Raw genomic sequence first — 25,681 nt, 5'->3', positions numbered from 1 at the left:
CGATGCGTGTGATGAAGGGATTGCTCGGCCTGCTGTTGGCCATGCCGTTGCTGGCGTCGGCCGAAGAGATCGGCCAGGTGTCGACGGTGTTCAAGTTTGTCGGCCCCAACGACCGGATCGTGGTCGAAGCCTTCGATGACCCCAAGGTCGATGGCGTGACCTGCTACCTGTCCCGCGCCAAGACCGGCGGCGTCAAAGGCGGCCTGGGCCTGGCCGAAGACCGCTCCGAGGCGTCGATTGCCTGCCGCCAGGTCGGGCCGATCCGCTTCAAGGGAGAACTCAAGGATGGCGACGAAGTGTTCAAGGAACGCACGTCGCTGGTGTTCAAGACCATGCAGGTGGTGCGCTTCCTCGACAAGAAGCGCAATACCCTGGTGTACCTGGTCTACAGCGACCGCCTGATCGAAGGCAGCCCGCAGAACGCCGTTACCGCGATTCCGATTTTGCCGTGGCCGACCGCGCAGTGATCCGCAGGCGAGTTTTGTAATCGGCGTCTATGATTGCAGGCTTGCGGGTTGTAATCTCGAAGAGCCGCAATGCAAAGAACATGGGATATCTGGAGTTCGTCATGAGTGCTTTCCACGACCTGAAACTCAAAGCGTTGGACGGACAAGAGCTGCCACTGGCGCCCTTCAAGGGCAAAGTTGTGCTGGTGGTCAACGTGGCCTCCAAATGTGGCTTGACCCCGCAATACGCGGCGTTGGAAAACCTCTATCAGCAGTACAAGGACCAGGGGTTTACCGTACTCGGCCTGCCCTGCAACCAGTTTGCGGGCCAGGAACCGGGGACCGAGAAAGACATCCAGGAATTCTGCAGCCTCAATTACGGGGTGAGCTTTCCGCTGGGCAGCAAACTCGATGTGAACGGCCCTGAGCGTCACCAGTTGTACCGCTTATTGGCGGGCGAGGGCGCCGAGTTTCCCGGGGACATCACCTGGAACTTCGAGAAATTCCTGCTGGGCAAAGACGGGCGGGTGCTTGCGCGTTTCTCGCCGCGAACGGCACCGGATGATCCGGCCGTCGTCCAGGCCATCGAAAAAGCCCTGAGCTGATCCCCTGAACTGTAGGCGTGAGCGTGCTCGCGAAAAATCCAGGCGCACCGCGTTGATCCAGTATGAACGCGTTATCGTTGACGATTTTCGCGAGCCAGCTCGCTCCTACAGGTGTCCGGCATTTCTAAGCCTTAATCACCCTGATCAATAGTGCTACTCAGCACGCTGCACGCGCCATATTATCGGCATCATAAAAACCGTCTTTCGTGGAGTGTTGCCATGCCTGTCCAAGCCTTGTTCAAACCGTTCCACCTCGGAACGCTGCAACTGTCGAGTCGTGTGGTAATGGCGCCGATGACCCGTTCGTTTTCCCCGGGCGGCGTCCCCAATTCCAAGGTCATCGAGTACTACCGCCGCCGTGCCGCGGCGGGTGTGGGCCTGATCATCACCGAAGGCACCGTGGTCGATCACCCGGCGTCCAACGGCTATCCCAATGTCCCGCACTTCTATGGTGAAGCGGCGCTGGCGGGCTGGAAGAAAGTGGTCGATGCCGTGCATGCCGAAGGCGGCAAGATCGTCCCGCAGTTGTGGCATGTGGGCAGCGTGCGCCGCATCGGTACCGAGCCGGATGCCAGCGTACCGGCCTACGGACCGATGGAAAAACTCAAGGATGGCAACGTGGTTGTCCACGGCATGACCCATCAGGACATCAAGGACGTGATTGCCGCCTTCGCCCAGGCAGCCAGGGACGCCCAGCGCATCGGCATGGACGGTGTGGAGATCCATGGCGCCCATGGTTACCTGGTGGACCAGTTCTTCTGGGAAGGCAGCAACCAGCGCAGCGACGAATACGGCGGCAGCCTGGCCAACCGTTCGCGTTTTGCCATCGAACTGATCCAGGCCATTCGTGCCGCCGTCGGCTCGGATTTTCCGATCATCCTGCGTTTTTCCCAGTGGAAGCAGCAGGACTACACCGCGCGCCTGGTGCAAACCCCCGAGGCTTTGGGCGAGTTTCTCAAGCCGCTGTCCGACGCCGGCGTGGATATTTTCCACTGCTCTACCCGGCGCTTCTGGGAGCCGGAGTTCGAAGGTTCCAACCTCAACCTGGCCGGCTGGACCCGCCAGCTCACCGGCAAGCCGACCATCACTGTCGGCAGCGTCGGCCTGGATGGCGAGTTCCTGCAGTTTATGGTCAACACTGACAAGGTTGCGCAACCGGCCAGCCTGGAGAAGCTGCTGGAGCGTTTGAACAACGATGAGTTTGACCTGGTCGCCGTCGGCCGTGCCCTGCTGGTGGACCCGGATTGGGCGGTGAAGGTCCGCGAACACCGCGAGGGCGACATCCTGCCGTTCAGTCGAGAGGCGTTGACGACCCTGGTGTAACGGGCCGGGCTCCCGGTGGTTGCCACCGGGAGCTGTTCAGTTGGAGCGGTCAATACTCTACTGACTTGCGCAGCTCCTGGCGGTGATCGGTCTTGTGCCCGTCTTGGCGCGCAGCCTGGTCATAAGTGGGCGGTGCTGCTCGAGACTGATCCAGCCATTGTTGCTGACGCGTCCACTCTGCGGTTGGCATGTTGATGCCATTGCGCACTCCCATTCCGTAAATTGCCATATCTCAGGGTCTCCATTGATCTAAGGGACCTGCGTTAGCAGCAGGTATCAATGATTGGTCATCCACCGTTCGCCGTTCCAGGGGGAAATATCGAGTAAACCTTGCGCAACCTATGGCAATCGGTGTGCAACACGGTCCGCTAGCTCGGGCGGGAGGCCGGGTAGACAGCGCCCGGCCTCCCGCCGGTTTTCAGCGCGTTGGGTTTTTCAAGGCCTATTGTCTTGTTGTTGGCCTATCCGGATTAACCGTAGTAGGCATCTTCCGCCCGTTCGGAATGGACCGCTGCATATTGCGTGGTGGCGTAGGATGCTTGACCGTCATGCGTTGACGGGCGGTCAGTGAACTGTGGGCGATAGCCGCCGCCGTTGTGCGGACGTTCCCATTGATTCTGCGGCGGCTGCCAGTTGTTTTCCGGGCGTGTGGGTTGCGGGCGATAGCCATCGTTGTGTGGCGGACGCTGCCAGTCATTCTGCGGCGGCTGCCAGTTGTTTCCAGGGTGTGTGGGTTGCGGGCGATAGCCGCCGTTCTGTGGCGGGCGCTGCCAGTCGTTCTGCGGCGGCTGCCAATCGTTTCCAGGGCGCGACGGTTGCGGGCGTTGCCACTGGTTGCCCGGACGTGCCGGCTGCGGGCGGTTCCAGCCGTGGTTCGCGTTATAGGGTTGTGGGTGTGACGGTCGTCCGTGATCGTACTGGGCGCTGTTGGATGGGCAGGTGTCTGTCGGCCCTTGAGTGGGCGTGTTGAACGGTTGGAATCGCAGCGCCATTGATCCATTTATCAGTGTCGACATAGTGCTCTCTAATTAATGTTTCATCATGAATGACCTGCCTTTTTTGAGTGCGTCCAGAGACAGACACCTCTTCCTTGGCAGGTGTCATGTAGGTGGCGATAAATCGCGCGACGTTCCGGAAATATCCTGTTGTGGCGTGCCGACTCCGATGGCTTCAGGTAAAAAATCCTAATGTTGAAGCCGTTATTCAGGGGGAAGGCTGGAGGGAAGGCGAACTAACTGACGTTATTCGCAGATCGTTCAACGAACATAAGGCTGCGTTGGAGCGGCCAACGGTTCTGCGCACACATCGCGTAACTGGTTCTCGAACTGCTCGATGATCGCCGGCCAGCCCTGGTGACTGGCATGATGGCGCGCATTGAGGCGGGCCCTGCGCAAATGCTCGCGATCTTCCAGCAGCCAATTGGCCGCGTCGCAGAACGCTTCCTCATCGCCGGGCATCGCCAGCACGCCGTTGTAACCGTGGCGGATATGCTGGGTCGCGGCCGCCTGGTCATATGCCACCACCGCGAGCCCGGAGGCCATGGCTTCCAACACCACGTTGCCGAAGGTTTCGGTCAGGCTGGGAAACAGGAACAGGTCTCCCGAGGCGTAGTGTCGCGCCAGTTCTTCGCCGCGCTGGGTGCCGCAGAATATGGCGTGCGGCAGGTCGTGCTCGAGCAACGCGCGTTGCGGTCCGTCGCCGACCACGATCAGTTGCAGGCGACGCTGTGGATAAGTACTGCGCAAGGCATCGAAGCAGCGCTTGAGCATGCCCAGGTTCTTTTCCTGCGCCAGGCGCCCGACGTGCAGCACTGCAATATCGTCATTGCCCAGGCCCCAGCTTTCGCGCAAGGCGTTATCGCGCTTGGCCGGGTGGAACAACTGGCTGTCGACCCCGCGCGACAACATCCCCAGGCGTTCGAAGTGGCGGCGCTCCAGCTCCAGGCGTTGGCTGGCGCTGGGTACTAGGGTCAAGGTCGAGCGGTTGTGAAACCAGCGCAGGTAGTGCGTGACCACGCGGCTCAACATGCTCAGGCCGTACTGGTTCGAGTACTGCTGGAAATTGGTGTGAAAACCGCTGACCACGCTGATCCCCAAGCGACGCGCTGCACGTAGTGCCGACAACCCGAGCGGTCCTTCTGTGGCGATGTACAGCACATCCGGGCGTTGGCGTGTCCAGCGGCGCAGCAGCTTGTGCATCGACGACTGGCCCCATTGCAGGCCTGGATAGCCGGGCAACGGCCAACCGCGGCACAGCAGCAATTCGTTGTCGCTGGGGCGGCTTTGGTCAATGCCTTGGCGCGGGCGCACCAGTTCGACCTGATGGCCGCGCGCGCGCAAACCCTCGCACAGGCGACCCAATGTATTGGCCACCCCGTTGATCTCTGGCGGGAAGGTTTCGGTAATCAGAGTGATGTGAAGCGAAGCTGTCGTCATGACCCACAGTGTCGCTGTGGGCTGTGTCGCCGATGTGTCATACAGATGATGGATTTATGACGGGCATTGGCGGCAGGCGGCAATGCGCCAATCCTTTAAGCACAGAGCCCTTCGGCTCTGTGCAGATCGCTGGCCTGGGGGGCTCAGAAGGTGATTTTAGACGGCGTGACATAGCTCGTATCTTGCACACCGAGCACTTTATTTTGCGGGCCGAATTCACGGTCGCCAGGGTTCAGAGTCCCGTTCGCGTTTGGGGGCACGCTGATCGAGCTACTGTCTGTTGGTTTTGTATTCTGGTCCCTGGATGGATAGTCGGGAAGCAGTGGCCCGGACCAGGGTCCTGGTTTTGATGGCGGGACGCTGGGTGGGGTGCGGGGTGGCCCGCTGGGAGGCGCGTCGGGCCTGGGTGCTGGGTTTCTTGACGGGGGGCGGGATGGCTGCCATTTGTGACGCTGGCCGGGCCTGGGTGCTGGGTTTGTTGGCGGGGTGGGGGATGGCCCGATGGGAGGCGGGTCGATCCTGAGTCCTATGTTTGTTGGCAGGTTGGAAAGCGTGCTGATCATTGTGAGGCTCCTGTTGTCACGGGTTTGGTTGCCGACCTCGGTTGCCCCAAGGTCGGCTCAGGTTGTGTGGCCTCAAAAAACAATCAGTTCCGGCACCGGTCGACCGGCCAGCGTACCGTTATCGCGGTGTGTTCAACGCCGTCTCGGCACCTTGCTCGCGCACCCAGAACAACGTCGCCCCGGCCACCGCCGCCGGCATCATCAACAGGTTGACCACCGGCACCAGCAGCACCAGGTAGACGCTGCCGCCGAAGCTCATGCTCTGCCAGCGTTTCTGGCGCAGCCAGGCGAGCATTTCGTTCCAACCCAGCTTGTGGTTGTCGGCCGGGTAGTCGATGTATTGGATCGCCATCATCCACACGCCGAACAGCAGCCACAACGGCGCGGCGATCAGGTTGACCACCGGAATGAACGACAGGATAAACAGGCCGATGGCCCGCGGCAGGAAGTAGCCCAGCTTGCGCATCTCCCGCGCCAGGGTGCGCGGGACCATCGCCACCAGCTCGGCCCAACTGAACGGCGGGAAATCGTCGGTGCCACGCACCACCACTTCAACTTTCTCCGCGAGAAAACCGTTGAACGGCGCAGCGATGACATTGGCGAGCATGGTGAAGGTGAAAAACACCATCAACACCACCAGCACCACGAACAGCGGCCACAGGATATAGCTGAGGAAACTCAGCCAGCCGGGCAGCGTCGGCATCAACGCGTCGACCCACAGGCTGAACTGATGGCCGGCGAAATAGATCAGGCCGACGAACAGCACCAGGTTGATCGCCAGCGGCAGCAGCACAAACAGGCGCAGGCCGGGGCTCAACACCAGTTTGAGGCCTTCACGCAGGTATTGCGGACCGGAAAGAACAGGGGCGGGCATGGAGAACTCCGAGCAGAATGACGAACGCGCCGACCTTACCGGCTTTGCCTTCAGGACGAAAGCACGCGCAATGCCAGGACATCAGCAGAAACAAACGCGTCGATCAGCTGGGCCTGCTGCATAGATACTGCCTATGAGCTGGATTGTTATTCCGTATTTCCTTAATCTTGCCCCCCTCTATACGCTGCACCCATTATTTTCAGGATCTGCGAGTTCAAGCCTTCCCCAAGTGCTTCGCGGTCCTTTTTTATTCCAGCCGCCTTGTTGTCCGGGCGGTCGACAGGAGCGAGTCATGTCTGATACCCGTCATTCGCGAGTGATTATTCTCGGTTCCGGCCCTGCCGGTTACAGCGCTGCCGTCTACGCTGCCCGAGCCAACCTCAAGCCACTGCTGATCACCGGCATGCAGGCGGGCGGTCAGTTGACCACCACCACTGAAGTCGACAACTGGCCGGGCGACGTCCACGGTCTGACCGGCCCGGTGCTGATGGAGCGTATGAAAGAGCACGCCGAGCGCTTCGAAACCGAGATCGTGTTTGACCACATCAACCAGGTCGACTTCTCGAAAAAGCCTTACAGCCTGACCGGCGACAGCGGCGTCTACACCTGTGACGCGCTGATCATCGCGACCGGCGCCAGCGCCCGTTACCTGGGCCTGCCGTCGGAAGAAGCGTTCATGGGCAAGGGCGTGTCCGCCTGCGCGACGTGCGACGGTTTCTTCTACCGCAACAAGCCGGTCGCCGTGGTCGGCGGTGGCAACACGGCCGTGGAAGAGGCGCTGTACCTGGCCAACATCGCCAGCACCGTGACCCTGATTCACCGTCGCGAAACCTTCCGCGCCGAGAAGATCCTGATCGACAAGCTGCACGCGCGTGTGGCTGAAGGCAAGATCATCCTCAAGCTCAACGCCACCCTGGATGAAGTCCTCGGCGACAACATGGGCGTGACCGGTGCGCGCCTGAAAAACAACGACGGCAGCTTCGACGAGCTGACAGTCGACGGCGTGTTCATCGCCATCGGCCACACGCCGAACACTTCGCTGTTCGAAGGTGTGCTGGACGCCAAAGACGGTTACCTAGTGGTGCAGGGCGGTCGCGAAGGCAATGCCACGGCGACCAACATCGAAGGCATCTTCGCCGCCGGTGACGTGGCTGACCACGTGTACCGCCAGGCCATCACCTCGGCCGGCGCCGGTTGCATGGCGGCCCTGGATGCCGAGCGTTACCTCGACGGTTTGCAGAACGCTTAGGTCTGAACCCGCTGAAATGAAAAACCGGCGAAAGCCGGTTTTTTTTGCGCGGGATTTGATGATCCATCGCTATCTCAATTTGGTAATCCAATCACTGTGGGAGCTGGCTTGCCTGCGATAGCGGTGTGTCAGCCAACGTCTATGCAGGATTTACCGCCGCCATCGCAGGTAAGCCAGCTCCCACATTAAATCGGGTTTGCACGTTGGATCAGCGGCGAGTCAGAGGTTGCTGGTCAAACTTCACACCCGCCAACCCGTGCGCGATCAACGCCCGAATATTGCCATGGTCACTGCCCTCAGGCGTGGCGACCACCGAACGGTAATGCTCGCCAAACGCCAACAAGGCGTGCTGGTCGCTCAACCCTTCCAGCAAGGCCAGGCCCAGGGTCTTGCACGAACCTTCGTTCTGCCCGGCGGCGTTTTCCACGGTGCCGTTGGTGAAGGCTTGCGGCTGGTAGTCGTAACCGGCGGCAACGAAGGCCAAGGTGTCGGCGAAGAGATGTTCGCCGCTGTCGAGGCTGGCGCGCAGGGTGTTCAGGTCAGTCATGGGGTTTTCCTTTGGCGAACGCCGCCTGTTGTTCGGCGCTGGCTTCTTGCTGGTATTGGGCTTTCCACTCGGCATACGGCATGCCGTACACCACTTCACGGGCGTCATCGAGGCTCAGCGCGATCTGGCGCTCGTCGGCCTCGGCCTTGTACCACTTGGACAGGCAGTTGCGGCAGAAGCCGGCGAGGTTCATCAGGTCGATATTCTGCACATCCTTGCGGCTGTCCAGGTGTGCGACCAGCCGCCGAAAGGCGGCGGCTTCGAGTTCGAGGCGTTGTTGATCGGTCATAGGGCTCACGTAAATCCAGGGGTTAGCGGCTGGCCGCCAGGGTAATCGAAACCGATTCGGCAAAGCGCAGCGCGTGGGGCTTGTCCACTTCGACTTCGGCGTACAGCACCGACTCGTTGCTCATCACCAGGTCCAGCAGTTCCTGGGTCAGGCGCTCCAGCAGGGCGAAGCGGTTGCCTTCGACGTGGGCGATGATCGCCTTGGTGATGGTGCGGTAATTCAACGCGTGGTCGATATCGTTGTCGCGCACGGCGTCCTGGGCGGCATACAGGATGGTCAGGTTGATCAGCACATCCTGCTTGTTGAGGATTTCATCCTCGTTGATGCCGATATAGGTGCGCAGGCACAGGTCCTTGACCCGGATGCGCGCCATGCCTGGTTGAAGTTGTGGCATTGCTACTTGCTCCGTCCAATCAGTTGCAGGAACTCCATGCGCGTGGTGTTCGACTCGCGGAACGCGCCGAGCATCACCGAGGTGTTCATGGTTGAATTCTGTTTTTCCACGCCGCGCATCATCATGCACATGTGCTTGGCTTCGATCACCACCGCCACGCCGGAGGCCTGGGTCACGTCCTGGATGGCGTCGGCGATTTGCCGCGTGAGGTTTTCCTGGATCTGCAGGCGCCGCGCGAACATGTCGACGATGCGCGCCAGCTTCGACAGGCCCAGCACTCTGCCGGTCGGAATATAGGCCACATGGGCCTTGCCGATAAAGGGTAGCAGGTGGTGCTCGCACAGCGAGTACAGTTCGATGTCCTTGAGGATCACCATCTCGTCATTGTCGGAGGCGAACAGCGCGCCGTTGACGATCTCTTCGAGGTTTTGCTCATAGCCATGACACAGGTATTGCATGGCTTTGGCGGCACGCTTGGGGGTGTCGAGCAGGCCTTCGCGTTCCGGGTCTTCACCCAGGCCTTTAAGGATCTCGCGATAGTGGTGGGGCAGGGATAAGGTCATACAACATCCTCACAAACGGCTTACTTGATATGCCGCCCACCGTTGACGGTCAGGGTGGTACCGGTGACGTAGGGGTTGTCCAGCAGGTAACGCACGCTCTGGTAAATCACCTCGGGCCCGGGCTCGATGCCCAGTGCCGACTTGGCCAGTACCTGGGCACGGTAGGCCGCGTCGTCGCCTTCGTTGAACATCACCATCGCCGGGGCGATGCCGTTGACTTTGATCAGCGGCGCAAACTGCGCGGCAAACGACAGCGTGAGGCTGTCGAGCCCGGCCTTGGTGGCGCAGTAGGCGATGTGCTGGCGGCTGCCCTTGCGCACCACATCATCGCTGATATGCACGATGTCGGCGGGTGAAGAGCGATGCAGCAAGGGTGAACAATGCAGGTTGATCAGGTACGGCGCAAGCATGTGTACGCTGAACATGTCGGTAAAGGCACGGCTTTCGTCGCCTGGGGTTTCCGCGATCCAGGCCGAAGCGTTGTGGATGATCGCGCGCAGGCTTTGGGTATGACGCTTCAACTCGGCGATAAACGCAAGAATCCCGGCTTCGCTGGAGAAGTCGGCAAACACGCCGATCGCGCCACGCTCGCGTAGCGCCTGCACGCCGGGGCGTTCGCTGCGGTAGCTGAAAAGCACCGAGTGGCCCTCGTCGAGCAGGCGTTCGGCACAATGCAGGCCGACGCGCTGGCCGGCGCCGGTGATCAGGATCGGGGCGTTCGTTGCAGTCATGGGAGGCTCAAGTCGCTGGCAGGGTCAAATCATACCAGTGACGAGCCCCCCTGTACTCACGCCGCGGCTTCGCTGGCCTTGGCGCGTGGCGGCGAAGGGTGCAACCAGTTGGCCAGCAGGTGGGTCGAGAGTGGAATGAACAAGTAGACCATCAGCGGAGTGAGCGCCAAGGTGCTGACCAGCACGCGGCTGAACAGGTCCAGCCCGCCGAGCAATGGCCCCAGGCCGAAGTTGAACAGCAACGACACCGGGAAAAACGCCAGCCAGATCGCCACCGCCTGTTTCCAGCGCGGCGGCCGTGTACCCGCAGCCCCGAACCAGCCATCGATGCCACGCACGCGATGCTCGGACGGGTCGGCAAACAGCTCGCTGCCCCGGCTCAGCCACGCGCTGCGTGAGGCGGAAAATTCCCAGGCATGCAGGGTTTTTTCGTCGGCGAAGCGGAAAATAATCTGAAATTCATCATCAAGGGGCGGTGGTGCGAGGACGCCGGAGCCCAGGTAGCCGGGGAAGTCAGTGGCCAGTCGCTCGCCTTCGCGCAGCCAGGCCATCAACTCTTCGTAGCGGCCCTTGGCCACGCGGCGCGCAACCATCAGGGTGACGGGTGAGGTAGACATTGTGTATCTCCAAATAGAACGGGTGCGCTGAACCGGGTAGGTGGCACACAGACGACGCTGCGGGGGTGTTGCAGCGACGCTTTATCGGTAAGCAAGGATTATTCCTGTTTTGCAGAAATACACCAGCAGCATTGGTCCGATAGGTACACACCTTGATATACATCGCGGTAAAGGCGTTAAATGGGACTCACTTTCAAACGGACGTTCATGACCTCTGATGCCCGAAATCATTGCTCCTATTCGCGAATCCATCGCCCCCAGCCCTGCCGATTCCGATGAGTTGTTTCCGATTCGTGACGTGTCGAGATTGACGGGCATCAACCCGGTCACCCTGCGTGCCTGGGAGCGGCGTTACGGCCTGATTCAACCCACGCGCACCGAAAGCGGGCATCGTCTGTACTCCAGGGCCGATATTCAAACGGTTCATCGCATTGTCGATTGGATCGAGCGTGGCGTGACCGTGAGCAAAGTGGGCAAGATCCTTGCGCGTGACGATCAGCAGGCCGCCGCCGTGCGTGTCGAGCACGACACGGTCGAGCTAGGCGAATGGCCGCAATGGCAGGCGCGCCTGGTGCTGGCCGTGGGCGCGTTCGATGATCGTCAACTGGAGCAACTGTACAACCAGGTGATCGCCACCTACCCGCTCAACGTCGCGTTCCAAGACATCCTGATGCCTCTTTGGAACGACCTGTTGCGTCATCAGGGGCGCTTCGGCCAAGCCAGTGAATGGCTGTTCTTCGACAACTTCCTGCGGGTGCGGGTGTTGCAGCGTTTGCAACTGGCGTGTGCGTCAGCGGCGCCACGGGTGTTGCTCGCGGCCATTCCCGGCGAGTGCCGTAAATTGGAATTGCTGGTGGCGGGGCTGTTGATCGGTCGAGACGATCTGGCCGTGAAGGTGCTGGGGATGGGGCAGCCTTTCGATGAATTGACGCTGGTGTGTGAAAAGACGCAACCCGAGGCGCTGGTCCTCTTCTCCAATTACTCACACACCCAAGCGTTGGCCGGGCGTTTGAACCGCCTGGCGTTGACCCTCGATTGCCCGCTGTTTCTTGCCGGTGCCGCGTCGGACTTGGCCCAGGCCGATCTGACGGGCTCCGCCGTTGGCTGCCTGGGCAATGAAGGACGCTTGATGCAACGGCGCTTGCAGCAATTTCTCAGCGGTAACCTGGATACCTGAAGATCAGGCGTGCATCTGCGGATGTACCAGGCGGTGCTGGTGCAGGATGAATTGGCGCAGGCGCTCGGTCTCATCCGGGTTGTTCTGGCCCAGGCGATAGGCAAACAGTCCCCGTGCGGTTTCTCGCTCCAGCGTGCCGCGCAGTGCAATGCGTTCATAGCCGGAAGGGCTGAACCACAGGGCAAAGGTCTTCGGCGTCTTGATCCGGCCACGGATCTCCACCAGCACACCCTTGAACGAAACCTCATGCACCCACAGCGCACTCGGGTTGCCCCTGACATTTTCCAGCGCCACCGGCGTTTCAAGAGCCAGGCGCCACGGACGAATCATCGGCCCGTCTTCAAAAATGCTCGGTACGCCCAGACGTAAATGCACAGCATGAAACTCGTCTTCCACCAACTGCAGCGGGAAGGTGAGTTGCTGGTTGTCGAATTGCGCCTGGAGGGTGACGTGATCGTGGGCGGCCAGCCGAGTGAGCAAATCGCGAAGTTGCGCAGCGCCGTTGACGGTCAGGCTCGACGATGCATCCCGCAGGTTGAGTTGGGGGTTGTGCTGCATGTCCTGAATGAAATCCAACTCGTCCTGAGTCAGAAGCGCGTCGCGTTGCATTGATCTTGCTCAAGGGGGAGAGTGTTAAAACGCCATTATCCGCTCTAAAGACATCATTTTCTAAGTTTTGTTAGATCCGCTCGTCGCCTTGATCGCTGCCAGCTCGGCCTTGACCTGCGCCAACTCCGCCTCCAATTGCGCGACGCGCTGCTGGGCCTTGACCTGCAAGGTCACGTCCTTTTGCACGCCGACGAAATAGGTCTGCTTGTCGGCATGGTTGTACACCGTTGAAAGCGACAGCTCGTTCCAGAAGTGGCTGCCGTCCTTGCGATAGTTGCGCAGGATTTCCCGGCAGGCGCCGCCGCTGTCCAGTGCTTCGCGAATGGCCATCAGCGCCGGTTGGTCACGGTCGCCAGACTGCAGGAAGCGGCAGTCCTGATACAGGACGTCGTCCAGGGTGTAACCGGTCAGGCGCTCGAATGCCGGGTTGACGTAGATCAGCGGTTTGTCCCGGCCTTCCCGCTCGGCCACGACAATCCCGTCGTTGGAAGCGTTGACGACCATTTGCAGCAGCTTGGCGTTAATCATTGCGCGGTCCCTGGCGTGTGCTTGAACTGCCAGTTTATGGCAAGTCTTGAATGTTGCACGGCACGCGCCGAAATATTTGCCCCAGCTGGTAATATCCCAGGCTTTCGCTCAATGACAGGATCAGTATTGATGAGAGTCGCCATTCTTTCCGGCTCGGTGTACGGCACGGCTGAAGAAGTCGCCCGCCACGCTGCCGGCATCCTTACATCGGCCGGCTTCGAGGCCTGGCACAACCCGCGCGCGACCCTGGCGGACGTGTTGGCCTTTGCCCCGCAGGCGTTGCTGGCGGTGACGTCCACCACCGGCATGGGCGAACTGCCGGACAACCTGCAACCGCTGTATTCGAGCATTCGCGACCAGTTGCCCGCGGCCTGGCGCGGTTTGCCGGGCGCGGTCATCGGCCTGGGCGACGCCAGCTATGGCGATACCTTCTGCGCCGGCGGCGAGCATATGCGTGAGCTGTTCAGTGAGTTGGGCGTGCGCGAAGTGCAGCCGATGCTGCGCCTGGACGCCAGCGAAAGCGTCACCCCGGAAACCGACGCCGAGCCCTGGCTGGCCGAGTTGATCACTGCCCTGCGCGGCTGACCGGAAACTCCCGCAACAACGCCAGCCAGGCCTGGGCGGCTTTCGACAGATAGGCGCCCTCACGCCAGACAAACGCGATGTCCCAGCGCAGGAAGTCGGGCGCCTTCAGCGTGAGGCGCACCACCCCGGGCCGCACCAGCCCGCGAGCGACCACGCTGGGCAACAGCACCACGCCTTGACCGGCCGCGACCAGGGCGGCGAGAAAATCCGCCTGGCCGCTGCGGCCTCCTTCCTTCGGCGTAAAGCCCACTCGCTGACACGCCTGCGTCAAGCGGTCGTTCAAGACAAAGCTGCGCTGATACATCAGGAACGGTGTGTCTGCCAATTCTTCCAGGCGCACCTGGGCGTTCTGTGCCAAGGGGTGGTTCATCGGCAGCAAGGCATCCAGCGGCTCATCGCAGAAGTCTTGCCAGGCGAATGCTGGGTCGCTGGGTTTCAAGCTGCCGCCCACTTCCAGCTCGCCGCTCAAAATCGCCTGCTCGATACTGCGGCTGCCGCCCTCCAGCAACTGGATGGTGACGTTCGGATAGCGCCGGCGGTACTCGGCGAACAAGTCGGCAAACAGCGTATCGCCGCCCAACTGCGGCAAGCCCAGGCGCAACTCGCCACGGGTCAGGTGCTGCATGTCGTCCAGTTCGCTGAGCAACTCATTCTGCAGGCGCAGCATGGCTTCGGCGCGTTGCAGCACAACCTGGCCGGCGGCAGTCAGGCGGATCTGCGAGCCGATGCGGTCGAGCAACGGCGTGCCCAGGCTGTGTTCCAGCTGTGCGACCTGTTTGCTCACGGCGGACTGGCTGATGTGCAGGGTTTTCCCGGCCTGGGTAAAACCGCCGCGGTGGATGACTTCGACAAAACTGCGCAGCTGTTTGAATTCCATCGGTGCGATTCCAGTTTGGAATAGTTGGCAGTCTAACAATTCGCTGTGGGGATGGAAGCGCTCTCTCTAAAATGGAGGCCTACGAGGACCCAAAGCCCATGAAACGTTTAAGCTTCAAACACGTCGGCCGTCTGCTGACTGAATTGGTCGTGCTGCTGGCCATCTACCTGCTCGGTACGCAACTGGTGGCCTGGTTGGCGTGGCCCATCCCCGGTGGGGTGATGGGCCTGGGCCTGTTGCTGGCGGCTTTCGCCACCGGTCTGGTCAAGCCGGCGGCCCTGCAACTGGGGGCGGGCGTGTTGATGGCGGAAATGTTGTTGTTCTTTATTCCGGCCTTGATGAGCCTGCTGGACTACGGCGGCCTGGTGCGCAATGACGGTTGGCGGATTCTGCTGGTGATCGGCTTCAGCACCCTGGCGGTCATGCTGGTGACGGCCTTCACCGTGGAACTGGTGTGTCGCTGGAAGCTGCGCCATGAAGCTTGAACTGATGCCAGTGTTCTGGCTTGCCCTGACCCTGGGCGCGTATTTCTTCAGTCGCTGGATCTACCGTCGGACCGGGCGCTACCTGTTGTCGCCGCTGATCCTGGTGCCCGCGCTGCTGCTCGCGGTGGCCGTGCCGATGCACACCGCCTATGCCGAATACGCCAGCGACACCCATTGGCTGATGCTGGTGCTGGGCCCGGTGACGGTGGCGTTCGCGGTGCCGATCTGGCAGCAGCGACGTTTGCTGGCGCGGTATTGGTCGGCCTTGCTGCTGGGGATGCTGGCCGGCAGCGCGGCGTCCATCGGCACCTCGTTCGGCCTGGCCAAGGCGCTGGCGCTGGACAGTGCGGTGACGATGTCGCTGGTGCCGCGTTCGATCACCACACCGTTTGCCATGCCGATGTCTTCTGACCTCGGCGGCGTGCCGGAACTGACGGCGGTGTTCGTGATGTTCACCGGCGTGTTCGGCGCCATGCTCGGGGGTGTGCTGCTCAAGTGGCTGCCGCTGCGCACGCCTTTGGCACGCGGGGCATTGTTTGGGGTGGGCGCGCACGGCGCGGGCGTGAGCCGGGCCCATGAAGTGGGGGGCGAAGAGGGCTCTGTCGCAGGCCTGATGATGGTGTTGACGGGGCTGCTCAACCTGTTTGCCGCGCCTTTGTTGGCGGCACTTCTCTGACGCGACTTGGACAGATTTAAACTATTCTCATGGCTGACTCGTGCGGCCATCAAGCTGGCTGCGAAGGCAACTACCTGCGCCACGACGTCTGACTACACTGACCCTTCACTTAAAAAATAATAAGAAAGTGCGTCAAGGAGGTCGTTGCCGTGAGCCTAGCCCCCGTTGTATCGCCACAGAGTGTCAAAGATCAGGTCAGCGCCGCCGAATGGCAGACGCGCGTCGATCTGGCTGCGTGCTATCGCCTGGTCGCCCTGCACGGCTGGGATGATCTGATTTTCACGCATATCTCGGCCAAGGTGCCGGGCACCGATGATTTCCTGATCAACCCCTATGGGATGATGTTTCACGAGATCACGGCGTCGAGCCTGATCAAGGTCGACCAGGCCGGCAACAAACGGATGGACAGCCCCTACGACATCAACCCGGCCGGCTACACCATCCACAGCGCGATCCACGAAGTGCGCCACGACGTGGAGTGCGTGTTGCATACCCATACGGCGGCGGGGGTTGCGGTGTCTGCGCAGAAGCAGGGCGTACTGCCGATCAGCCAGCAGTCCTTGTTTGTGTTGTCCAGCCTGGCCTATCACGCATACGAAGGCGTGGCGCTGAACCACGAGGAAAAAGCCCGTTTGCAGGCCGACCTCGGCGACAACAATTTCCTGATGCTGCACAACCATGGCCTGCTGACCTGCGGCGCGACCATCGCCGACACCTTCTTGATGATGTTCACCTTTCAGCGCGCCTGTGATATCCAAGTGCTTGCGCGCAACGGCGGGGCTGAATTGATCGCCATCGACCCGCAGATTCTCGCCGGGGCCAGGGCGATGGTGGCGGCTGTCACAAAGAGCGCCCAAGGTATGGGGGGCGCGCTGGCCTGGCCGGCGCTGCTGCGTAAATTGGACCTGCAAGATCCAGGGTATAAAAGTTGATGCCTCTCGCCGAAATTCCGCTCAGAGCCTGGCGCAAGTGCGGCCAGAGTTTTGTTTTTCGTGGCCACACCATTCGCTATTGGGTGGCCGGGCAGGGTGAGCCGCTGCTGCTGATCCATGGCTTCCCGACCGCCAGTTGGGACTGGCATTACCTGTGGCAGCCCCTGGCCCAGCGCAACCTGGTGATCGCCTGCGACATGCTCGGGTTTGGCGATTCGGCCAAGCCGCTGGATCACGACTATTGCCTGTTGGAACAGGCGGATCTGCAACAGGCGCTGCTCGACCACCTGCATGTGCGACAACCGGTGCATGTGCTGGCCCATGATTACGGGGACAGCGTCGCCCAGGAGTTATTGGCGCGGCATCACGAAGGCCGCTTCCAGATGGCCAGTTGCGTGTTCCTCAATGGCGGGTTGTTCCCCGAAACCCATCGCCTGGCCCTGGTGCAGAAACTGCTGCTCAGCCCCTTGGGCTGGATGATCGGTCGCACGTTTGGGCGCAATGCCCTGTCCGACAGCTTCAGCCAGATCTTCGGCGCACAGACCCGCCCCAGTGAGAGCGCCCTCGATGATTTCTGGAGCTTGATCGACTGTAATGACGGGCCGCGCATCCTGCATAAACTGATCAACTACATTCCCCAGCGCCGTCGCCTGCGTGAGCGTTGGGTGGGCGCCCTGCAACGTGGCGACGTGCCGCTGCGGGTGATCGACGGCGAGTTCGACCCGATTTCCGGCGCGCACATGGTCGAGCGTTACCGCCAGTTGGTGCCCCACGCCGACACGGTATTGCTGGCCAATATCGGCCACTACCCGCAGATCGAAGCGCCGGTGCAGGTGCTCAAGCATTACCTGGAGTTTCGACAGCAGATCGCGCACGCGCCGCCGCGCATGGCCTATTCCTGAAACAGGCGATCATCCTGCTGCCTTATCGCGCACCATTCAGCCGTGGCCGTATTTATTGTGACCGCAGGCGCCGTGCCTGACACTCGAGCCATTCCCATCGTCGCCATTGGAGTTCGGTATGAGTGAGTCAGTGCAGTTCCAGGATAAGGTCGTGATCGTCACCGGTGCCGGCGGCGGGTTGGGCCGGGCCCATGCGCTGCTGTTCGCCAGGCACGGGGCCAAAGTGCTGGTCAACGATCTCGGCGGTTCCACCCAGGGCGAGGGCGCCAATGCGTCGGCGGCCGACCGTGTGGTCGCACAAATCCGCGAAGCCGGCGGTATCGCCGAAGCCAACCATGATTCCGTCACCGACGGCGAGAAAATCGTACAGAACGCCCTGGATGCGTTCGGCCGTATCGACGTGGTGGTGAACAACGCCGGTATCCTGCGCGACAAGACCTTCCACAAAATGGACGACAGCGACTGGGACCTGGTTTACCGGGTGCATGTCGAAGGTGCCTACAAAGTTACCCGCGCCGCCTGGCCGCATCTGCGTGAACAAAGCTATGGGCGGGTGATTTTTACTGCGTCCACGTCGGGCATCTACGGCAATTTCGGGCAGTCCAACTACGGCATGGCCAAGCTCGGCCTGTATGGCTTGACCCGCACCCTGGCGCTGGAAGGGCGCAAGAACAACATTCTGGTCAACGCCATCGCCCCCACCGGCGGCACGCGCATGACCGAAGGCCTGATCCCGCCGCAGGTGTTCGAGCGCCTCAAGCCGGAACTGGTCAGCCCGCTGGTGGTGTACCTGGGCAGCGAGGCGTGCCAGGAAACCTCAGGCTTGTTCGAAGTGGGCGGCGGCTGGATCGGCAAGACCCGCTGGGAACGCAGCCTGGGTGTGGGCTTCGACCCGGAAGCCGGGTTCTCGCCGGACGACGTGGCCGCGCACTGGCAACAGATCTGTGACTTCGAAGGCGCGGTGCATCCCAAGGACACAATCGAGGCTTTGAAGGAGATGATGGCCAATTTGCAGAAGTTCAGCCTCTGATCATTGCCGGATACACCATCAATACTGCGGGGCGCTGACGGCGCCCCGCTTTTTTTCAGGCATAAAAAAGGCCGCTGCAAAGCAGCGGCCGAAGTAAGACGTTGGATCAAGGAGCGACAGACTCAACGTCAGTGAACACCGGTAACAGATTGAATACAGTAGCCAATCCGTCGAATTTCAGCTGTTCTCCCGAAGGTGGGAGCGGGCCGTTTGCCCTGAAAGCCAGGCAAGAATAGAGGGTTGTAACAAAATGAGTAATAGCGCTTCAGGACAAGGACTGTTACGGATATGACAACAGTCACCCCCTGGCGCCATCCACCGGCCTGATAACCCGCCATCCATGGGGCGCATGCCCCCGCGCAGAGCCGCGCCAGAGCGGCGTTAATCCTTTCGGGCGACAACACGAATACCTCCTTGGTGCGCTTATCGCTCCCGAAGGGCGGCAGTAGGGTGGGGCCTTCTGTCACTCACCGGGGAAGACGCATGACAAAAACAACAATGCGCGCCATCTTCACGCCGCAGGCGCTGGCCGCCGCGGTTGCGTTGGGATGCTGTGCCCAGGCACAGGCTGTTTCGTTCAACATCGGCGAGATCGAAGGGCAATTCGATTCCTCGCTGTCGGTCGGCGCCAGCTGGGGCATGCGCGATGCCGACAAGAAACTGGTGGGCGTGTCCAATGGCGGCACGGGGCAGGCTTCCACCGGGGATGACGGGCGACTGAACTTCAAGAAGGGCGAGACCTTCTCCAAGATCTTCAAAGGCATCCACGACCTGGAACTCAAATACGGCGACAGCGGCGTGTTCGTGCGCGGCAAGTACTGGTACGACTTCGAACTGCAGGACGAAGACCGCGAGTTCAAGCAGATCAGCAATCACCATCGCGACGAAGGTGCGCGCTCCTCCGGCTACGAGTTGCTCGATGCGTTCGTCTATCACAACTATTCCATCGCCGACCTGCCGGGCAACGTGCGCGTCGGCAAGCAGGTGGTGAGTTGGGGCGAGAGTACGTTTATCGGTAACTCCATCAACAGCATCAACCCCATCGACGTATCGGCCTTCCGCCGCCCCGGCGCCGAGATCAAGGAAGGGCTGATACCGGTCAATATGCTGTTCGCCTCCCAGAGCCTGACCAACCAACTGACGGTAGAAGGCTTCTACCAGTTGAACTGGGAAAACACCGTGCTGGATAACTGCGGCACGTTCTTTGGTGGCGATGTGGCGGCCCACGGTTGCAACGGTAACTACACGGTCGGCAGCCCGGCGATTGCGCCGTTGCAACCGGTGGCCGCAGCGTTCGGCCAGGGCTTTGAGGTCACGCGTGAAGGCGTCGTGGTGCAGCGCGCCAAGGACCGTGATGCCCGCGATGGCGGCCAATTCGGCGCGGCCTTGCGCTGGCTGGGCGACGACACCGAGTACGGCCTGTACTTCATGAACTACCACAGCCGCACGCCGACCGTCGGCACCCTCACCGCCAACACCAACCTGGCCACCATCGGGCGCATCGTCAACACCGCCAACGCCATTGCGCCAGGCACCGGCTCGGCCCTGGCCCAGAGCACCATGCTCGGCCGTGGCCAGTACTATCTCGATTACCCGGAAGACATTCGCCTGTACGGCGCCAGCTTCTCCACCACCCTGCCCACCGGCACGGCCTGGACCGGGGAAATCAGCTACCGCCCGAATGCGCCGGTGCAACTCAACACCACCGACCTGACCCTGGCCCTGATCAACCCGATTGCCGGCAACACCGCCTCGCCGATCCACAGCTCGTTCGGCGCCGACAACGCCGGTTACCGGCGCAAGGAAATCACCCAGATCCAGAGCACCATGACTCAGTTCTTCGACCAGGTACTGGGGGCCGAACGCCTGACCCTGGTGGGAGAGGCCGCCTTCGTCCACGTCGGCGGGCTGGAAGCGAAAAGCAAACTGCGCTACGGCCGCGACTCGGTATACGGCGCCTATGGTTACGGTGGCGACACCGACGGTTTCGTCACGGCCAATTCCTGGGGTTATCGTGCCCGCGCCATCCTCGACTACAACAACGTGTTTGCCGGGGTGAACCTCAAGCCCAACCTGTCCTGGTCCCACGACGTCAACGGCTACGGCCCCAACGGCCTGTTCAACCAGGGCGCCAAGGCGATCAGCGTCGGCGTCGATGCGGACTACCGCAACACCTACACCGCCAGCCTGAGTTACACCGACTTTTTTGGTGGCGACTACAACACCCTGACCGACCGCGACTTCCTCGCCCTCAGCTTCGGCGTGAACTTCTGATTTGGCTTAAAGAAGGACAAGACTCTATGCGTAAGTTAATTGCTGTGATGGCCCTGAGTGTGTTGGCCGCCAACGTCATGGCGGCCGTGTCGCCCGAAGAAGCCGCCAAGCTCGGCACCAGCCTGACCCCGGTCGGCGCCGAAAAGGCCGGCAACGCCGATGGCTCGATCCCGGCCTGGACCGGCGGCATTCCAAAAAATGCCGGTGCGGTGGACAGCAAGGGCTTCCTCGCCGACCCGTTCGCCAATGAAAAACCGCTGTTCGTGATCACCGCCGCGACCGTCGACAAATACAAGGACAAACTCTCCGACGGCCAGGTGGCGATGTTCAAGCGTTACCCCGAGACCTACAAGATCCCGGTGTACCCGAGCCACCGCACGGTCAACCTGCCGCCGGATATCTACGAGTCGATCAAGCGCAGCGCGCTGAACGTGCATGCGATCAACGACGGCAACGGCCTGGAGAACTTCACCGGCAACCGCTACTACGCGTTCCCGATCCCCAAGAATGGCGTGGAGGTGCTGTGGAACCACATCACCCGTTACCACGGCGGCAACCTGCGGCGCATCATCACCCAGGCCACCCCGCAGACGAACGGCAGCTACACGCCGATCCGCTTTGAAGAAGAAGTCGCGGTGCCGCAGGCGATCCCGGATATCGACGCCGCCAAGGCCGCCAACGTGCTGAGTTTCTTCAAGCAATCGGTAACGGCCCCGGCGCGGCTGGCGGGCAACGTGCTGCTGGTCCACGAGACCCTCGACCAGGTCAAGGAACCGCGCCTGGCCTGGATCTACAACGCTGGCCAGCGCCGTGTGCGCCGGGCGCCGCAAGTGTCCTACGACGGCCCGGGCACCGCGTCCGACGGCCTGCGTACCACGGATAACTTCGACATGTTCTCCGGCGCCCCCGATCGCTATGACTGGAAGCTGGTGGGCAAGAAAGAGATGTACATCCCCTACAACAGCTACAAGCTCGATTCGCCGAACCTCAAGTACGACGACATCATCAAGGCCGGGCATATCAACCAGGACCTGACCCGCTATGAGCTGCACCGCGTGTGGGAAGTGGTCGGCACCGTCAAGCCGAGCGAACGGCACATCTATGCCAAGCGCCACATGTACATCGACGAAGACAGCTGGCAGGTCGCGCTGGTGGATCACTATGACGGCCGCGGCCAACTGTGGCGTGTCGCCGAAGGTCATGCACAGTTCTACTACGACCATCAGGTGCCGGCCTACACCGTGGAAACCCTGTACGACCTCATCGCCGGACGCTACATCGCCCTGGGCATGAAGAATGAGGAGAAGAGCAGTTTTGTGTTCGGGTTTGCGGCCAAGGCGGCGGACTACACGCCGGCGGCGTTGAGGGCTTCGGGCGTGCGTTGATGCCTGTTTGAAATGCAATCTTAATGTGGGAGGGGGCTTGCCCCCTCCCACATTGGGTTTTGTGCATGGCTATTAATCACTGCGTTGAATACTTCTTCAATATTCGCTGAGCACGGGGCTAGGGTAGGTGTCAGGTTGCATAACAATAAAAACGCAGGATGCAGCAATGACCGCCATGACACGCTGCCTGGACCGTCCTGGATTCATGCCACGGCTGTCCGCCCATCATCTGTTGCGCCCGCGTCTGGCCGAGCCGTTGTTGGCGGCGCAGGCGCGGGTCAAGTTGCTCTGTGCCCCGGGCGGCAGTGGCAAGAGCGCGTTGCTCGCCGAGTGCGCCTTGCAGGCGCCGGCGGGTTGTCAGGTGTACTGGCTACCGCTCAATGGCGTGCCGCTAAGCCCGCTGGATTTGTGCCGGCGCCTGGCGCACAACCTGGGCCTGGCGTTTACCGATGAAGCCACGCTGTTGCAGGATCTCAGCCGCTGGCAGACGTCGGCGTGGTTGTTTCTCGATGATTTCAGCCGTCTGCCCGCGCCCGAGCTGGACGCCTTGCTCGACCGCCTGCTCAGCGCCAGCCACCCGGCGCTGACCTGGTGGCTGGGTGCGCGGCGGCGCCCTGGGTGCAACTGGCCGCGGCTGCTGCTCGACGATGAGCTGCTGGAATGCAGCGCGGCCGAGTTGATCTTCAGCGCCGAGGAAGTCCAGGCCCTGCTCGGCGAGGCGCCGGGTCACAGCGTCGAGCGCGTGATGCGGTTCAGCGCCGGTTGGTGCGCCGGGGTTCGCATTGCCTTGCTCGGCGACGGCCATCCCGACAAGACCTTGCTCGACTACCTGCAACACGAGCTGTTCAGCACCTTGCCGGCGGAACTGGAGGAAGCCTGGCGGGTGCTGGCGCATTTGCCGCGTTTCAATGCGGGCTTGTGCGAGCACCTGTTCGGCTTTGGCGATGGCGCTCAGTACCTGCGGGACTTGCAGGCGCTCGGCGCATTTATCCAGCCCTGGGACGATGCCGCCGACTGGCTGCAAGTCTTCGCGCCGCTTGCGCAGTTGATACGGGATGAACCCTGGCCGGCCAAACGCTCCTGGCACCGACGGGCCTGCCAATGGTTCAGTGCCGAGGGCGACTGGCAAGCCGCGTTCGAGCAGGCGCTGCTGGCCGAAGAATACGAAGTGGCCGTCAGCCTGTTGCAGCACTTCAGCTTCGAAGACCTGTTCCGCCAGCAGAATGCCGTGCTGTTGTTGCGCCTGCATGAACAACACGGTGACGAGCTGATGCTGTGTTCCGCGCAGTTGGTGGGGCTGGTCACGGCCGCGTTGCTGTTCGCCGGGCGCTTCGAGCAGGCCGCGTTGTGCATCGGCCAACTGACGCGCTTCGCCCCGCAACCGTCGGCGCCGCAGCAACGCCTGTTGTTGGCGCGCTGGCAGGCGCAGTGGGGGTGGTTGCTGCATCTGGCGGGTGATGCGCAACGTTCTCGCGAGCATTTCCTCGAGGCCTTGCAGGCGTTGCCCGACAGTGCGTGGACATCACGTCTGATGTGCCTGTCGGGGTTGACCCAGCAAGCCTTGCTGCGCGGTGAGCTGGAGGCGGCCCAGACCCTGAACCGCGAAGCGCTGTGCCTGGCGCGGGCCCATGGTTCGCTGTTGCTCGAAGCCCTGCTGGAGCTGGATCATGCGCAATTGCTCGAACAGCGCGGCGCGCCGTACCGCGCGCAAAACCTGTTGGAGCAGGTGCAGGCGATGTTGCTCAAGCAGCGGCTGAAGGCTGGGCCGCTGGTCGGACGTATCGCCTTGCGGCGTGGGCATCTGGCCCTGCGCCAGGGGCAGGACGCGTTGGCTGCCGAGTGCTTCGAGACGGGTTTGAACATGTGCCTGCACAGCCAGGACAAGCGCGTGTTGTATGGCTATCTGGGCCTTGCGCTGTTGGCGGCCAATCACGGTGATTACGCCCAGGCCTTTATCCAGTTGCGCGAGGCCGAGCGCCTGATGCAGCAGCGCCAGGTGCCGGACACGGTGTACCGCGCGGTGTTGCTGCTGGTCAGCGGGCACTTCTGGTTGCAACAGGGCCGCGCCGAATTGACGGTGGCAGCGCTGCGCCGGGTGCTCCGCCATTTCCGAGGGCCCGACGCCAAGCAGGCGCCGCCGGCCACGCTGGAATTGATCCCGCGTCTTGAATACCTGCTGGTGTTGGCCGAGGTCAAACTGGGCGTCGCCGATCAACCGCTGGCGCGGCTCAACGCGTTGCTGGACGCTTCCCGCCAACGCGGCATGCTGTGCCTGGAGGCCGAATTGCACCTGGTGCTGGGTGAAGTGGCCTGGCAACTGGGCGAACCGGCGATGGCGCGTCGTTCACTGCAACACGGCCTGGAACTGGCAGGGCGTTGCCAGGTGCAGCAAGCGATCCGCGAGCTGCGTTTACGCTCGCCCGGGCTGTTGAGTGAGCTGGGCCTGGAACCGCAGGCCTCGCCGACCGGCACGGCGGACAACCCGCTGAGCCAACGCGAGCTGGAAGTGCTGCAACTGATCGCCCTGGGCAACTCCAACCTGGAAATCGCCGACCGCTTGTTTATCTCGCTGCACACCGTCAAGACCCACGCGCGGCGCATCCACAGCAAGCTCGGCGTGGAGCGACGCACCCAGGCGGTGGCCAAGGCCAAGACGTTGGGCTTGATGGTTTAAGCGCAGAACGCCTGACGGTATTCGCCGGGCGTCGCGCCCATGGCCTGGCGAAAGCGATGGGTGAAGTGGCTGGCGCTGGAGAAGCCGCACATCAACGCGATGTCACCCACGGGCAGGCTGCCGCTGCGCAGCAGGTTCTGCGCGCGGGCCAGGCGCCGGGCCAGCAGGTATTGATGGGGCGGCAGGCCGAAGCTTTGGCGGAACATCCGCGCAAAATGGTATTCCGACAGCGCACACATCCCGGCCAATTGCCCGAGGCTGATGGGGTCGTCCAGGTGCTGGTCGATGTAGTCCACCAACAACCGCCGCTGATGCGCCGCCAGCCCGCCTTTCAAACGCAGCCCGTCGCGCGCGCCGACTTGGCAGAGCAAGGTGTGGCTGAGCATTTCATGGGCCAGGCTGCTGGTCAGCAGGCGTTCGGCGGGCTCGTGCCAGTTGAGGGCGATCAACTGGTGAAAGCGTTGCGCCTGGCTGGGGTCTTCGAGGAAGGTGCTTTCCTGCAGTTGCAGCGCGCGCGGTTCGCGGTCGAGCAGGGTGATGCAGCCCAGGGCGAATTGCGCCTGGCTGAAATACACGTGGGCCAGGCGGATGTCGCCGTTGATCACCCAGGCCGACTGATGCTCGGCCGGCAGGATGCACAACTTGTCGGGCCCGCCCTTGGTGCCCGGCTGGTCGCGACGAAACGTGCCGGTGCCGCCGCCGATGTAGCAGGACAAGGTGTGATGGCCGGGCGCCTGGTAGTCCTGGGAATCGTGGTGGTTGCTCCACAACGCCGCAGACAAGCCGTCACCGAGCTCGGCGCAGGCTTCGAGGCGAGCGTGGGGCGAGCGGTTGAGGGCTTGAAAGACTTGCAGGGATTCCAGCGTTGACATGGTGTGTACTCTCCGACGCCTTGCATCCTACTCCGAGCC

The 25,681-nt window shown here is 61.9% G+C and carries 28 protein-coding genes; 14 read left to right on the top strand and 14 right to left on the bottom strand.

The window, feature by feature from the left end:
• Positions 1 to 2: 2 nt before the first annotated feature.
• The 3 genes from TU80_RS20920 to TU80_RS20910 all read left to right on the top strand — a co-directional run bounded on the left by TU80_RS20920 (position 3) and on the right by TU80_RS20910 (position 2,374).
• On the top strand, positions 3 to 467 hold the full coding sequence (locus TU80_RS20920; RefSeq protein WP_017847751.1) for a CreA family protein: 465 nt from the start codon (positions 3 to 5) through the stop codon (positions 465 to 467).
• 101 nt (positions 468 to 568) lie between these two features.
• Positions 569 to 1,051, top strand: a complete 483-nt coding sequence (locus TU80_RS20915) for a glutathione peroxidase (RefSeq protein WP_017847752.1) — start codon at positions 569 to 571, stop codon at positions 1,049 to 1,051.
• 219 nt (positions 1,052 to 1,270) lie between these two features.
• Positions 1,271 to 2,374, top strand: coding sequence for an NADH:flavin oxidoreductase (locus tag TU80_RS20910; protein WP_057005287.1), 1,104 nt, complete (start codon positions 1,271 to 1,273; stop codon positions 2,372 to 2,374).
• Between the two features lie 49 nt (positions 2,375 to 2,423).
• Here TU80_RS20910 and TU80_RS20905 read toward each other — a convergent pair whose 3' ends face one another.
• From TU80_RS20905 to cysZ, 4 genes are all read right to left on the bottom strand, one after another.
• A complete protein-coding gene (locus TU80_RS20905; RefSeq protein WP_032804636.1) occupies positions 2,424 to 2,603 on the bottom strand; it encodes a hypothetical protein in 180 nt (59 codons plus the stop codon).
• A 241-nt stretch (positions 2,604 to 2,844) separates the two neighbouring features.
• Positions 2,845 to 3,366, bottom strand: coding sequence for a chromosomal replication initiator protein DnaA (locus TU80_RS20900; RefSeq protein WP_057005286.1), 522 nt, complete (start codon positions 3,364 to 3,366; stop codon positions 2,845 to 2,847).
• 264 nt (positions 3,367 to 3,630) lie between these two features.
• The gene (locus TU80_RS20895; RefSeq protein ID WP_017847755.1) at positions 3,631 to 4,809 is read right to left on the bottom strand and encodes a glycosyltransferase family 4 protein; all 1,179 of its coding nucleotides are present in this window, start codon (positions 4,807 to 4,809) and stop codon (positions 3,631 to 3,633) included.
• Between the two features lie 681 nt (positions 4,810 to 5,490).
• A complete protein-coding gene (cysZ, locus tag TU80_RS20885; RefSeq protein ID WP_017847757.1) occupies positions 5,491 to 6,246 on the bottom strand; it encodes a sulfate transporter CysZ in 756 nt (251 codons plus the stop codon).
• 292 nt (positions 6,247 to 6,538) lie between these two features.
• Here cysZ and trxB point away from each other — a divergent pair, with 292 nt between their 5' ends.
• Positions 6,539 to 7,495, top strand: coding sequence for a thioredoxin-disulfide reductase (trxB, locus tag TU80_RS20880; protein ID WP_017847758.1), 957 nt, complete (start codon positions 6,539 to 6,541; stop codon positions 7,493 to 7,495).
• Between the two features lie 208 nt (positions 7,496 to 7,703).
• On the opposite strand, the gene TU80_RS20875 is transcribed toward trxB, so the two are convergent.
• Genes TU80_RS20875 through TU80_RS20850 form a run of 6 tightly spaced genes read right to left on the bottom strand, consistent with a single transcriptional unit; the run spans position 7,704 to position 10,636 of the window.
• Positions 7,704 to 8,042: a HopJ type III effector protein gene (locus tag TU80_RS20875; protein ID WP_017847759.1), complete on the bottom strand. Its 339-nt coding sequence runs from the start codon at positions 8,040 to 8,042 to the stop codon at positions 7,704 to 7,706.
• On the bottom strand, positions 8,035 to 8,331 hold the full coding sequence (locus TU80_RS20870) for a DUF1244 domain-containing protein (RefSeq protein WP_017847760.1): 297 nt from the start codon (positions 8,329 to 8,331) through the stop codon (positions 8,035 to 8,037). The genes TU80_RS20875 and TU80_RS20870 overlap by 8 nt, the downstream gene beginning before the upstream one ends.
• A gap of 22 nt (positions 8,332 to 8,353) precedes the next feature.
• Positions 8,354 to 8,725 carry a dihydroneopterin triphosphate 2'-epimerase gene (gene folX / locus TU80_RS20865; RefSeq protein ID WP_026140129.1) on the bottom strand — a complete coding sequence of 124 codons (372 nt, stop codon included), beginning with the start codon at positions 8,723 to 8,725 and terminating at the stop codon, positions 8,354 to 8,356.
• A gap of 2 nt (positions 8,726 to 8,727) precedes the next feature.
• Positions 8,728 to 9,288 (bottom strand): GTP cyclohydrolase I FolE, encoded by a 561-nt coding sequence (gene folE, locus TU80_RS20860; RefSeq protein ID WP_017847762.1) that lies wholly within the window; start codon positions 9,286 to 9,288, stop codon positions 8,728 to 8,730.
• Between the two features lie 20 nt (positions 9,289 to 9,308).
• Positions 9,309 to 10,019, bottom strand: coding sequence for a dihydromonapterin reductase (folM, locus tag TU80_RS20855; protein ID WP_017847763.1), 711 nt, complete (start codon positions 10,017 to 10,019; stop codon positions 9,309 to 9,311).
• A gap of 56 nt (positions 10,020 to 10,075) precedes the next feature.
• Positions 10,076 to 10,636 carry a putative antibiotic biosynthesis monooxygenase gene (locus TU80_RS20850; protein WP_046382095.1) on the bottom strand — a complete coding sequence of 187 codons (561 nt, stop codon included), beginning with the start codon at positions 10,634 to 10,636 and terminating at the stop codon, positions 10,076 to 10,078.
• A 217-nt stretch (positions 10,637 to 10,853) separates the two neighbouring features.
• Between TU80_RS20850 and TU80_RS20845 the strand changes: the two genes are divergently transcribed.
• Complete coding sequence (locus TU80_RS20845; protein WP_057005284.1) at positions 10,854 to 11,813, top strand: MerR family transcriptional regulator; 960 nt, start codon at positions 10,854 to 10,856, stop codon at positions 11,811 to 11,813.
• 3 nt (positions 11,814 to 11,816) lie between these two features.
• Here TU80_RS20845 and TU80_RS20840 read toward each other — a convergent pair whose 3' ends face one another.
• Together TU80_RS20840 and TU80_RS20835 are read right to left on the bottom strand one after the other, a co-directional pair.
• Complete coding sequence (locus TU80_RS20840; protein WP_017847766.1) at positions 11,817 to 12,422, bottom strand: hypothetical protein; 606 nt, start codon at positions 12,420 to 12,422, stop codon at positions 11,817 to 11,819.
• A gap of 60 nt (positions 12,423 to 12,482) precedes the next feature.
• A complete protein-coding gene (locus TU80_RS20835) occupies positions 12,483 to 12,950 on the bottom strand; it encodes a PAS domain S-box protein (RefSeq protein ID WP_017847767.1) in 468 nt (155 codons plus the stop codon).
• Between the two features lie 129 nt (positions 12,951 to 13,079).
• Between TU80_RS20835 and TU80_RS20830 the strand changes: the two genes are divergently transcribed.
• Positions 13,080 to 13,535 (top strand): flavodoxin, encoded by a 456-nt coding sequence (locus TU80_RS20830; RefSeq protein ID WP_017847768.1) that lies wholly within the window; start codon positions 13,080 to 13,082, stop codon positions 13,533 to 13,535.
• On the opposite strand, the gene TU80_RS20825 is transcribed toward TU80_RS20830, so the two are convergent.
• Positions 13,516 to 14,412 carry a LysR family transcriptional regulator gene (locus TU80_RS20825; RefSeq protein ID WP_046382098.1) on the bottom strand — a complete coding sequence of 299 codons (897 nt, stop codon included), beginning with the start codon at positions 14,410 to 14,412 and terminating at the stop codon, positions 13,516 to 13,518. The genes TU80_RS20830 and TU80_RS20825 overlap by 20 nt on opposite strands.
• A 98-nt stretch (positions 14,413 to 14,510) precedes the next feature.
• Here TU80_RS20825 and TU80_RS20820 point away from each other — a divergent pair, with 98 nt between their 5' ends.
• From TU80_RS20820 to TU80_RS20785, 8 genes are all read left to right on the top strand, one after another.
• The gene (locus tag TU80_RS20820; protein WP_046488242.1) at positions 14,511 to 14,897 is read left to right on the top strand and encodes a CidA/LrgA family protein; all 387 of its coding nucleotides are present in this window, start codon (positions 14,511 to 14,513) and stop codon (positions 14,895 to 14,897) included.
• Positions 14,887 to 15,573, top strand: coding sequence for an LrgB family protein (locus TU80_RS20815; RefSeq protein WP_017847771.1), 687 nt, complete (start codon positions 14,887 to 14,889; stop codon positions 15,571 to 15,573). The genes TU80_RS20820 and TU80_RS20815 overlap by 11 nt, the downstream gene beginning before the upstream one ends.
• Positions 15,574 to 15,722: 149 nt before the next feature.
• Positions 15,723 to 16,505, top strand: coding sequence for a class II aldolase/adducin family protein (locus TU80_RS20810; RefSeq protein WP_057005283.1), 783 nt, complete (start codon positions 15,723 to 15,725; stop codon positions 16,503 to 16,505).
• Entirely contained in the window at positions 16,505 to 17,407 is a 903-nt protein-coding gene (locus tag TU80_RS20805) for an alpha/beta fold hydrolase (protein ID WP_057005282.1), read from the top strand. The genes TU80_RS20810 and TU80_RS20805 overlap by 1 nt, the downstream gene beginning before the upstream one ends.
• Positions 17,408 to 17,525: 118 nt before the next feature.
• Complete coding sequence (locus TU80_RS20800) at positions 17,526 to 18,437, top strand: SDR family oxidoreductase (RefSeq protein ID WP_017847774.1); 912 nt, start codon at positions 17,526 to 17,528, stop codon at positions 18,435 to 18,437.
• A 483-nt stretch (positions 18,438 to 18,920) separates the two neighbouring features.
• Positions 18,921 to 20,711 carry a DUF1302 domain-containing protein gene (locus TU80_RS20795; RefSeq protein ID WP_046382100.1) on the top strand — a complete coding sequence of 597 codons (1,791 nt, stop codon included), beginning with the start codon at positions 18,921 to 18,923 and terminating at the stop codon, positions 20,709 to 20,711.
• 26 nt (positions 20,712 to 20,737) lie between these two features.
• The gene (locus TU80_RS20790; RefSeq protein ID WP_046382101.1) at positions 20,738 to 22,096 is read left to right on the top strand and encodes a DUF1329 domain-containing protein; all 1,359 of its coding nucleotides are present in this window, start codon (positions 20,738 to 20,740) and stop codon (positions 22,094 to 22,096) included.
• 166 nt (positions 22,097 to 22,262) lie between these two features.
• Entirely contained in the window at positions 22,263 to 24,770 is a 2,508-nt protein-coding gene (locus tag TU80_RS20785) for a LuxR C-terminal-related transcriptional regulator (protein WP_057005281.1), read from the top strand.
• On the opposite strand, the gene TU80_RS20780 is transcribed toward TU80_RS20785, so the two are convergent.
• Positions 24,767 to 25,642 carry an AraC family transcriptional regulator gene (locus TU80_RS20780; protein ID WP_057005280.1) on the bottom strand — a complete coding sequence of 292 codons (876 nt, stop codon included), beginning with the start codon at positions 25,640 to 25,642 and terminating at the stop codon, positions 24,767 to 24,769. The genes TU80_RS20785 and TU80_RS20780 overlap by 4 nt on opposite strands.
• Positions 25,643 to 25,681 lie beyond the last annotated feature (39 nt).

It is taken from the genome of Pseudomonas veronii (assembly GCF_001439695.1).
Lineage (GTDB): Bacteria > Pseudomonadota > Gammaproteobacteria > Pseudomonadales > Pseudomonadaceae > Aquipseudomonas > Aquipseudomonas veronii.
Note: the sequence above shows the minus strand (reverse complement) of the source record. Positions and strands in the feature narration are given on the sequence as shown.

Bases quoted from the DNA above. Each gene is read 5' to 3' on its own strand.
- TU80_RS20920 (WP_017847751.1), top strand. From the start codon at position 3: ATGCGTGTGATGAAGGGATTGCTCGGCCTGCTGTTGGCCATGCCGTTG.
- TU80_RS20915 (WP_017847752.1), top strand. From the start codon at position 569: ATGAGTGCTTTCCACGACCTGAAACTCAAAGCGTTGGACGGACAAGAG.
- TU80_RS20910 (WP_057005287.1), top strand. From the start codon at position 1,271: ATGCCTGTCCAAGCCTTGTTCAAACCGTTCCACCTCGGAACGCTGCAA.
- TU80_RS20905 (WP_032804636.1), bottom strand. From the start codon at position 2,603: ATGGCAATTTACGGAATGGGAGTGCGCAATGGCATCAACATGCCAACC.
- TU80_RS20900 (WP_057005286.1), bottom strand. From the start codon at position 3,366: ATGGCGCTGCGATTCCAACCGTTCAACACGCCCACTCAAGGGCCGACA.
- TU80_RS20895 (WP_017847755.1), bottom strand. From the start codon at position 4,809: ATGACGACAGCTTCGCTTCACATCACTCTGATTACCGAAACCTTCCCG.
- cysZ (WP_017847757.1), bottom strand. From the start codon at position 6,246: ATGCCCGCCCCTGTTCTTTCCGGTCCGCAATACCTGCGTGAAGGCCTC.
- trxB (WP_017847758.1), top strand. From the start codon at position 6,539: ATGTCTGATACCCGTCATTCGCGAGTGATTATTCTCGGTTCCGGCCCT.
- TU80_RS20875 (WP_017847759.1), bottom strand. From the start codon at position 8,042: ATGACTGACCTGAACACCCTGCGCGCCAGCCTCGACAGCGGCGAACAT.
- TU80_RS20870 (WP_017847760.1), bottom strand. From the start codon at position 8,331: ATGACCGATCAACAACGCCTCGAACTCGAAGCCGCCGCCTTTCGGCGG.
- folX (WP_026140129.1), bottom strand. From the start codon at position 8,725: ATGCCACAACTTCAACCAGGCATGGCGCGCATCCGGGTCAAGGACCTG.
- folE (WP_017847762.1), bottom strand. From the start codon at position 9,288: ATGACCTTATCCCTGCCCCACCACTATCGCGAGATCCTTAAAGGCCTG.
- folM (WP_017847763.1), bottom strand. From the start codon at position 10,019: ATGACTGCAACGAACGCCCCGATCCTGATCACCGGCGCCGGCCAGCGC.
- TU80_RS20850 (WP_046382095.1), bottom strand. From the start codon at position 10,636: ATGTCTACCTCACCCGTCACCCTGATGGTTGCGCGCCGCGTGGCCAAG.
- TU80_RS20845 (WP_057005284.1), top strand. From the start codon at position 10,854: ATGCCCGAAATCATTGCTCCTATTCGCGAATCCATCGCCCCCAGCCCT.
- TU80_RS20840 (WP_017847766.1), bottom strand. From the start codon at position 12,422: ATGCAACGCGACGCGCTTCTGACTCAGGACGAGTTGGATTTCATTCAG.
- TU80_RS20835 (WP_017847767.1), bottom strand. From the start codon at position 12,950: ATGATTAACGCCAAGCTGCTGCAAATGGTCGTCAACGCTTCCAACGAC.
- TU80_RS20830 (WP_017847768.1), top strand. From the start codon at position 13,080: ATGAGAGTCGCCATTCTTTCCGGCTCGGTGTACGGCACGGCTGAAGAA.
- TU80_RS20825 (WP_046382098.1), bottom strand. From the start codon at position 14,412: ATGGAATTCAAACAGCTGCGCAGTTTTGTCGAAGTCATCCACCGCGGC.
- TU80_RS20820 (WP_046488242.1), top strand. From the start codon at position 14,511: ATGAAACGTTTAAGCTTCAAACACGTCGGCCGTCTGCTGACTGAATTG.
- TU80_RS20815 (WP_017847771.1), top strand. From the start codon at position 14,887: ATGAAGCTTGAACTGATGCCAGTGTTCTGGCTTGCCCTGACCCTGGGC.
- TU80_RS20805 (WP_057005282.1), top strand. From the start codon at position 16,505: ATGCCTCTCGCCGAAATTCCGCTCAGAGCCTGGCGCAAGTGCGGCCAG.
- TU80_RS20800 (WP_017847774.1), top strand. From the start codon at position 17,526: ATGAGTGAGTCAGTGCAGTTCCAGGATAAGGTCGTGATCGTCACCGGT.
- TU80_RS20795 (WP_046382100.1), top strand. From the start codon at position 18,921: ATGACAAAAACAACAATGCGCGCCATCTTCACGCCGCAGGCGCTGGCC.
- TU80_RS20790 (WP_046382101.1), top strand. From the start codon at position 20,738: ATGCGTAAGTTAATTGCTGTGATGGCCCTGAGTGTGTTGGCCGCCAAC.
- TU80_RS20785 (WP_057005281.1), top strand. From the start codon at position 22,263: ATGACCGCCATGACACGCTGCCTGGACCGTCCTGGATTCATGCCACGG.
- TU80_RS20780 (WP_057005280.1), bottom strand. From the start codon at position 25,642: ATGTCAACGCTGGAATCCCTGCAAGTCTTTCAAGCCCTCAACCGCTCG.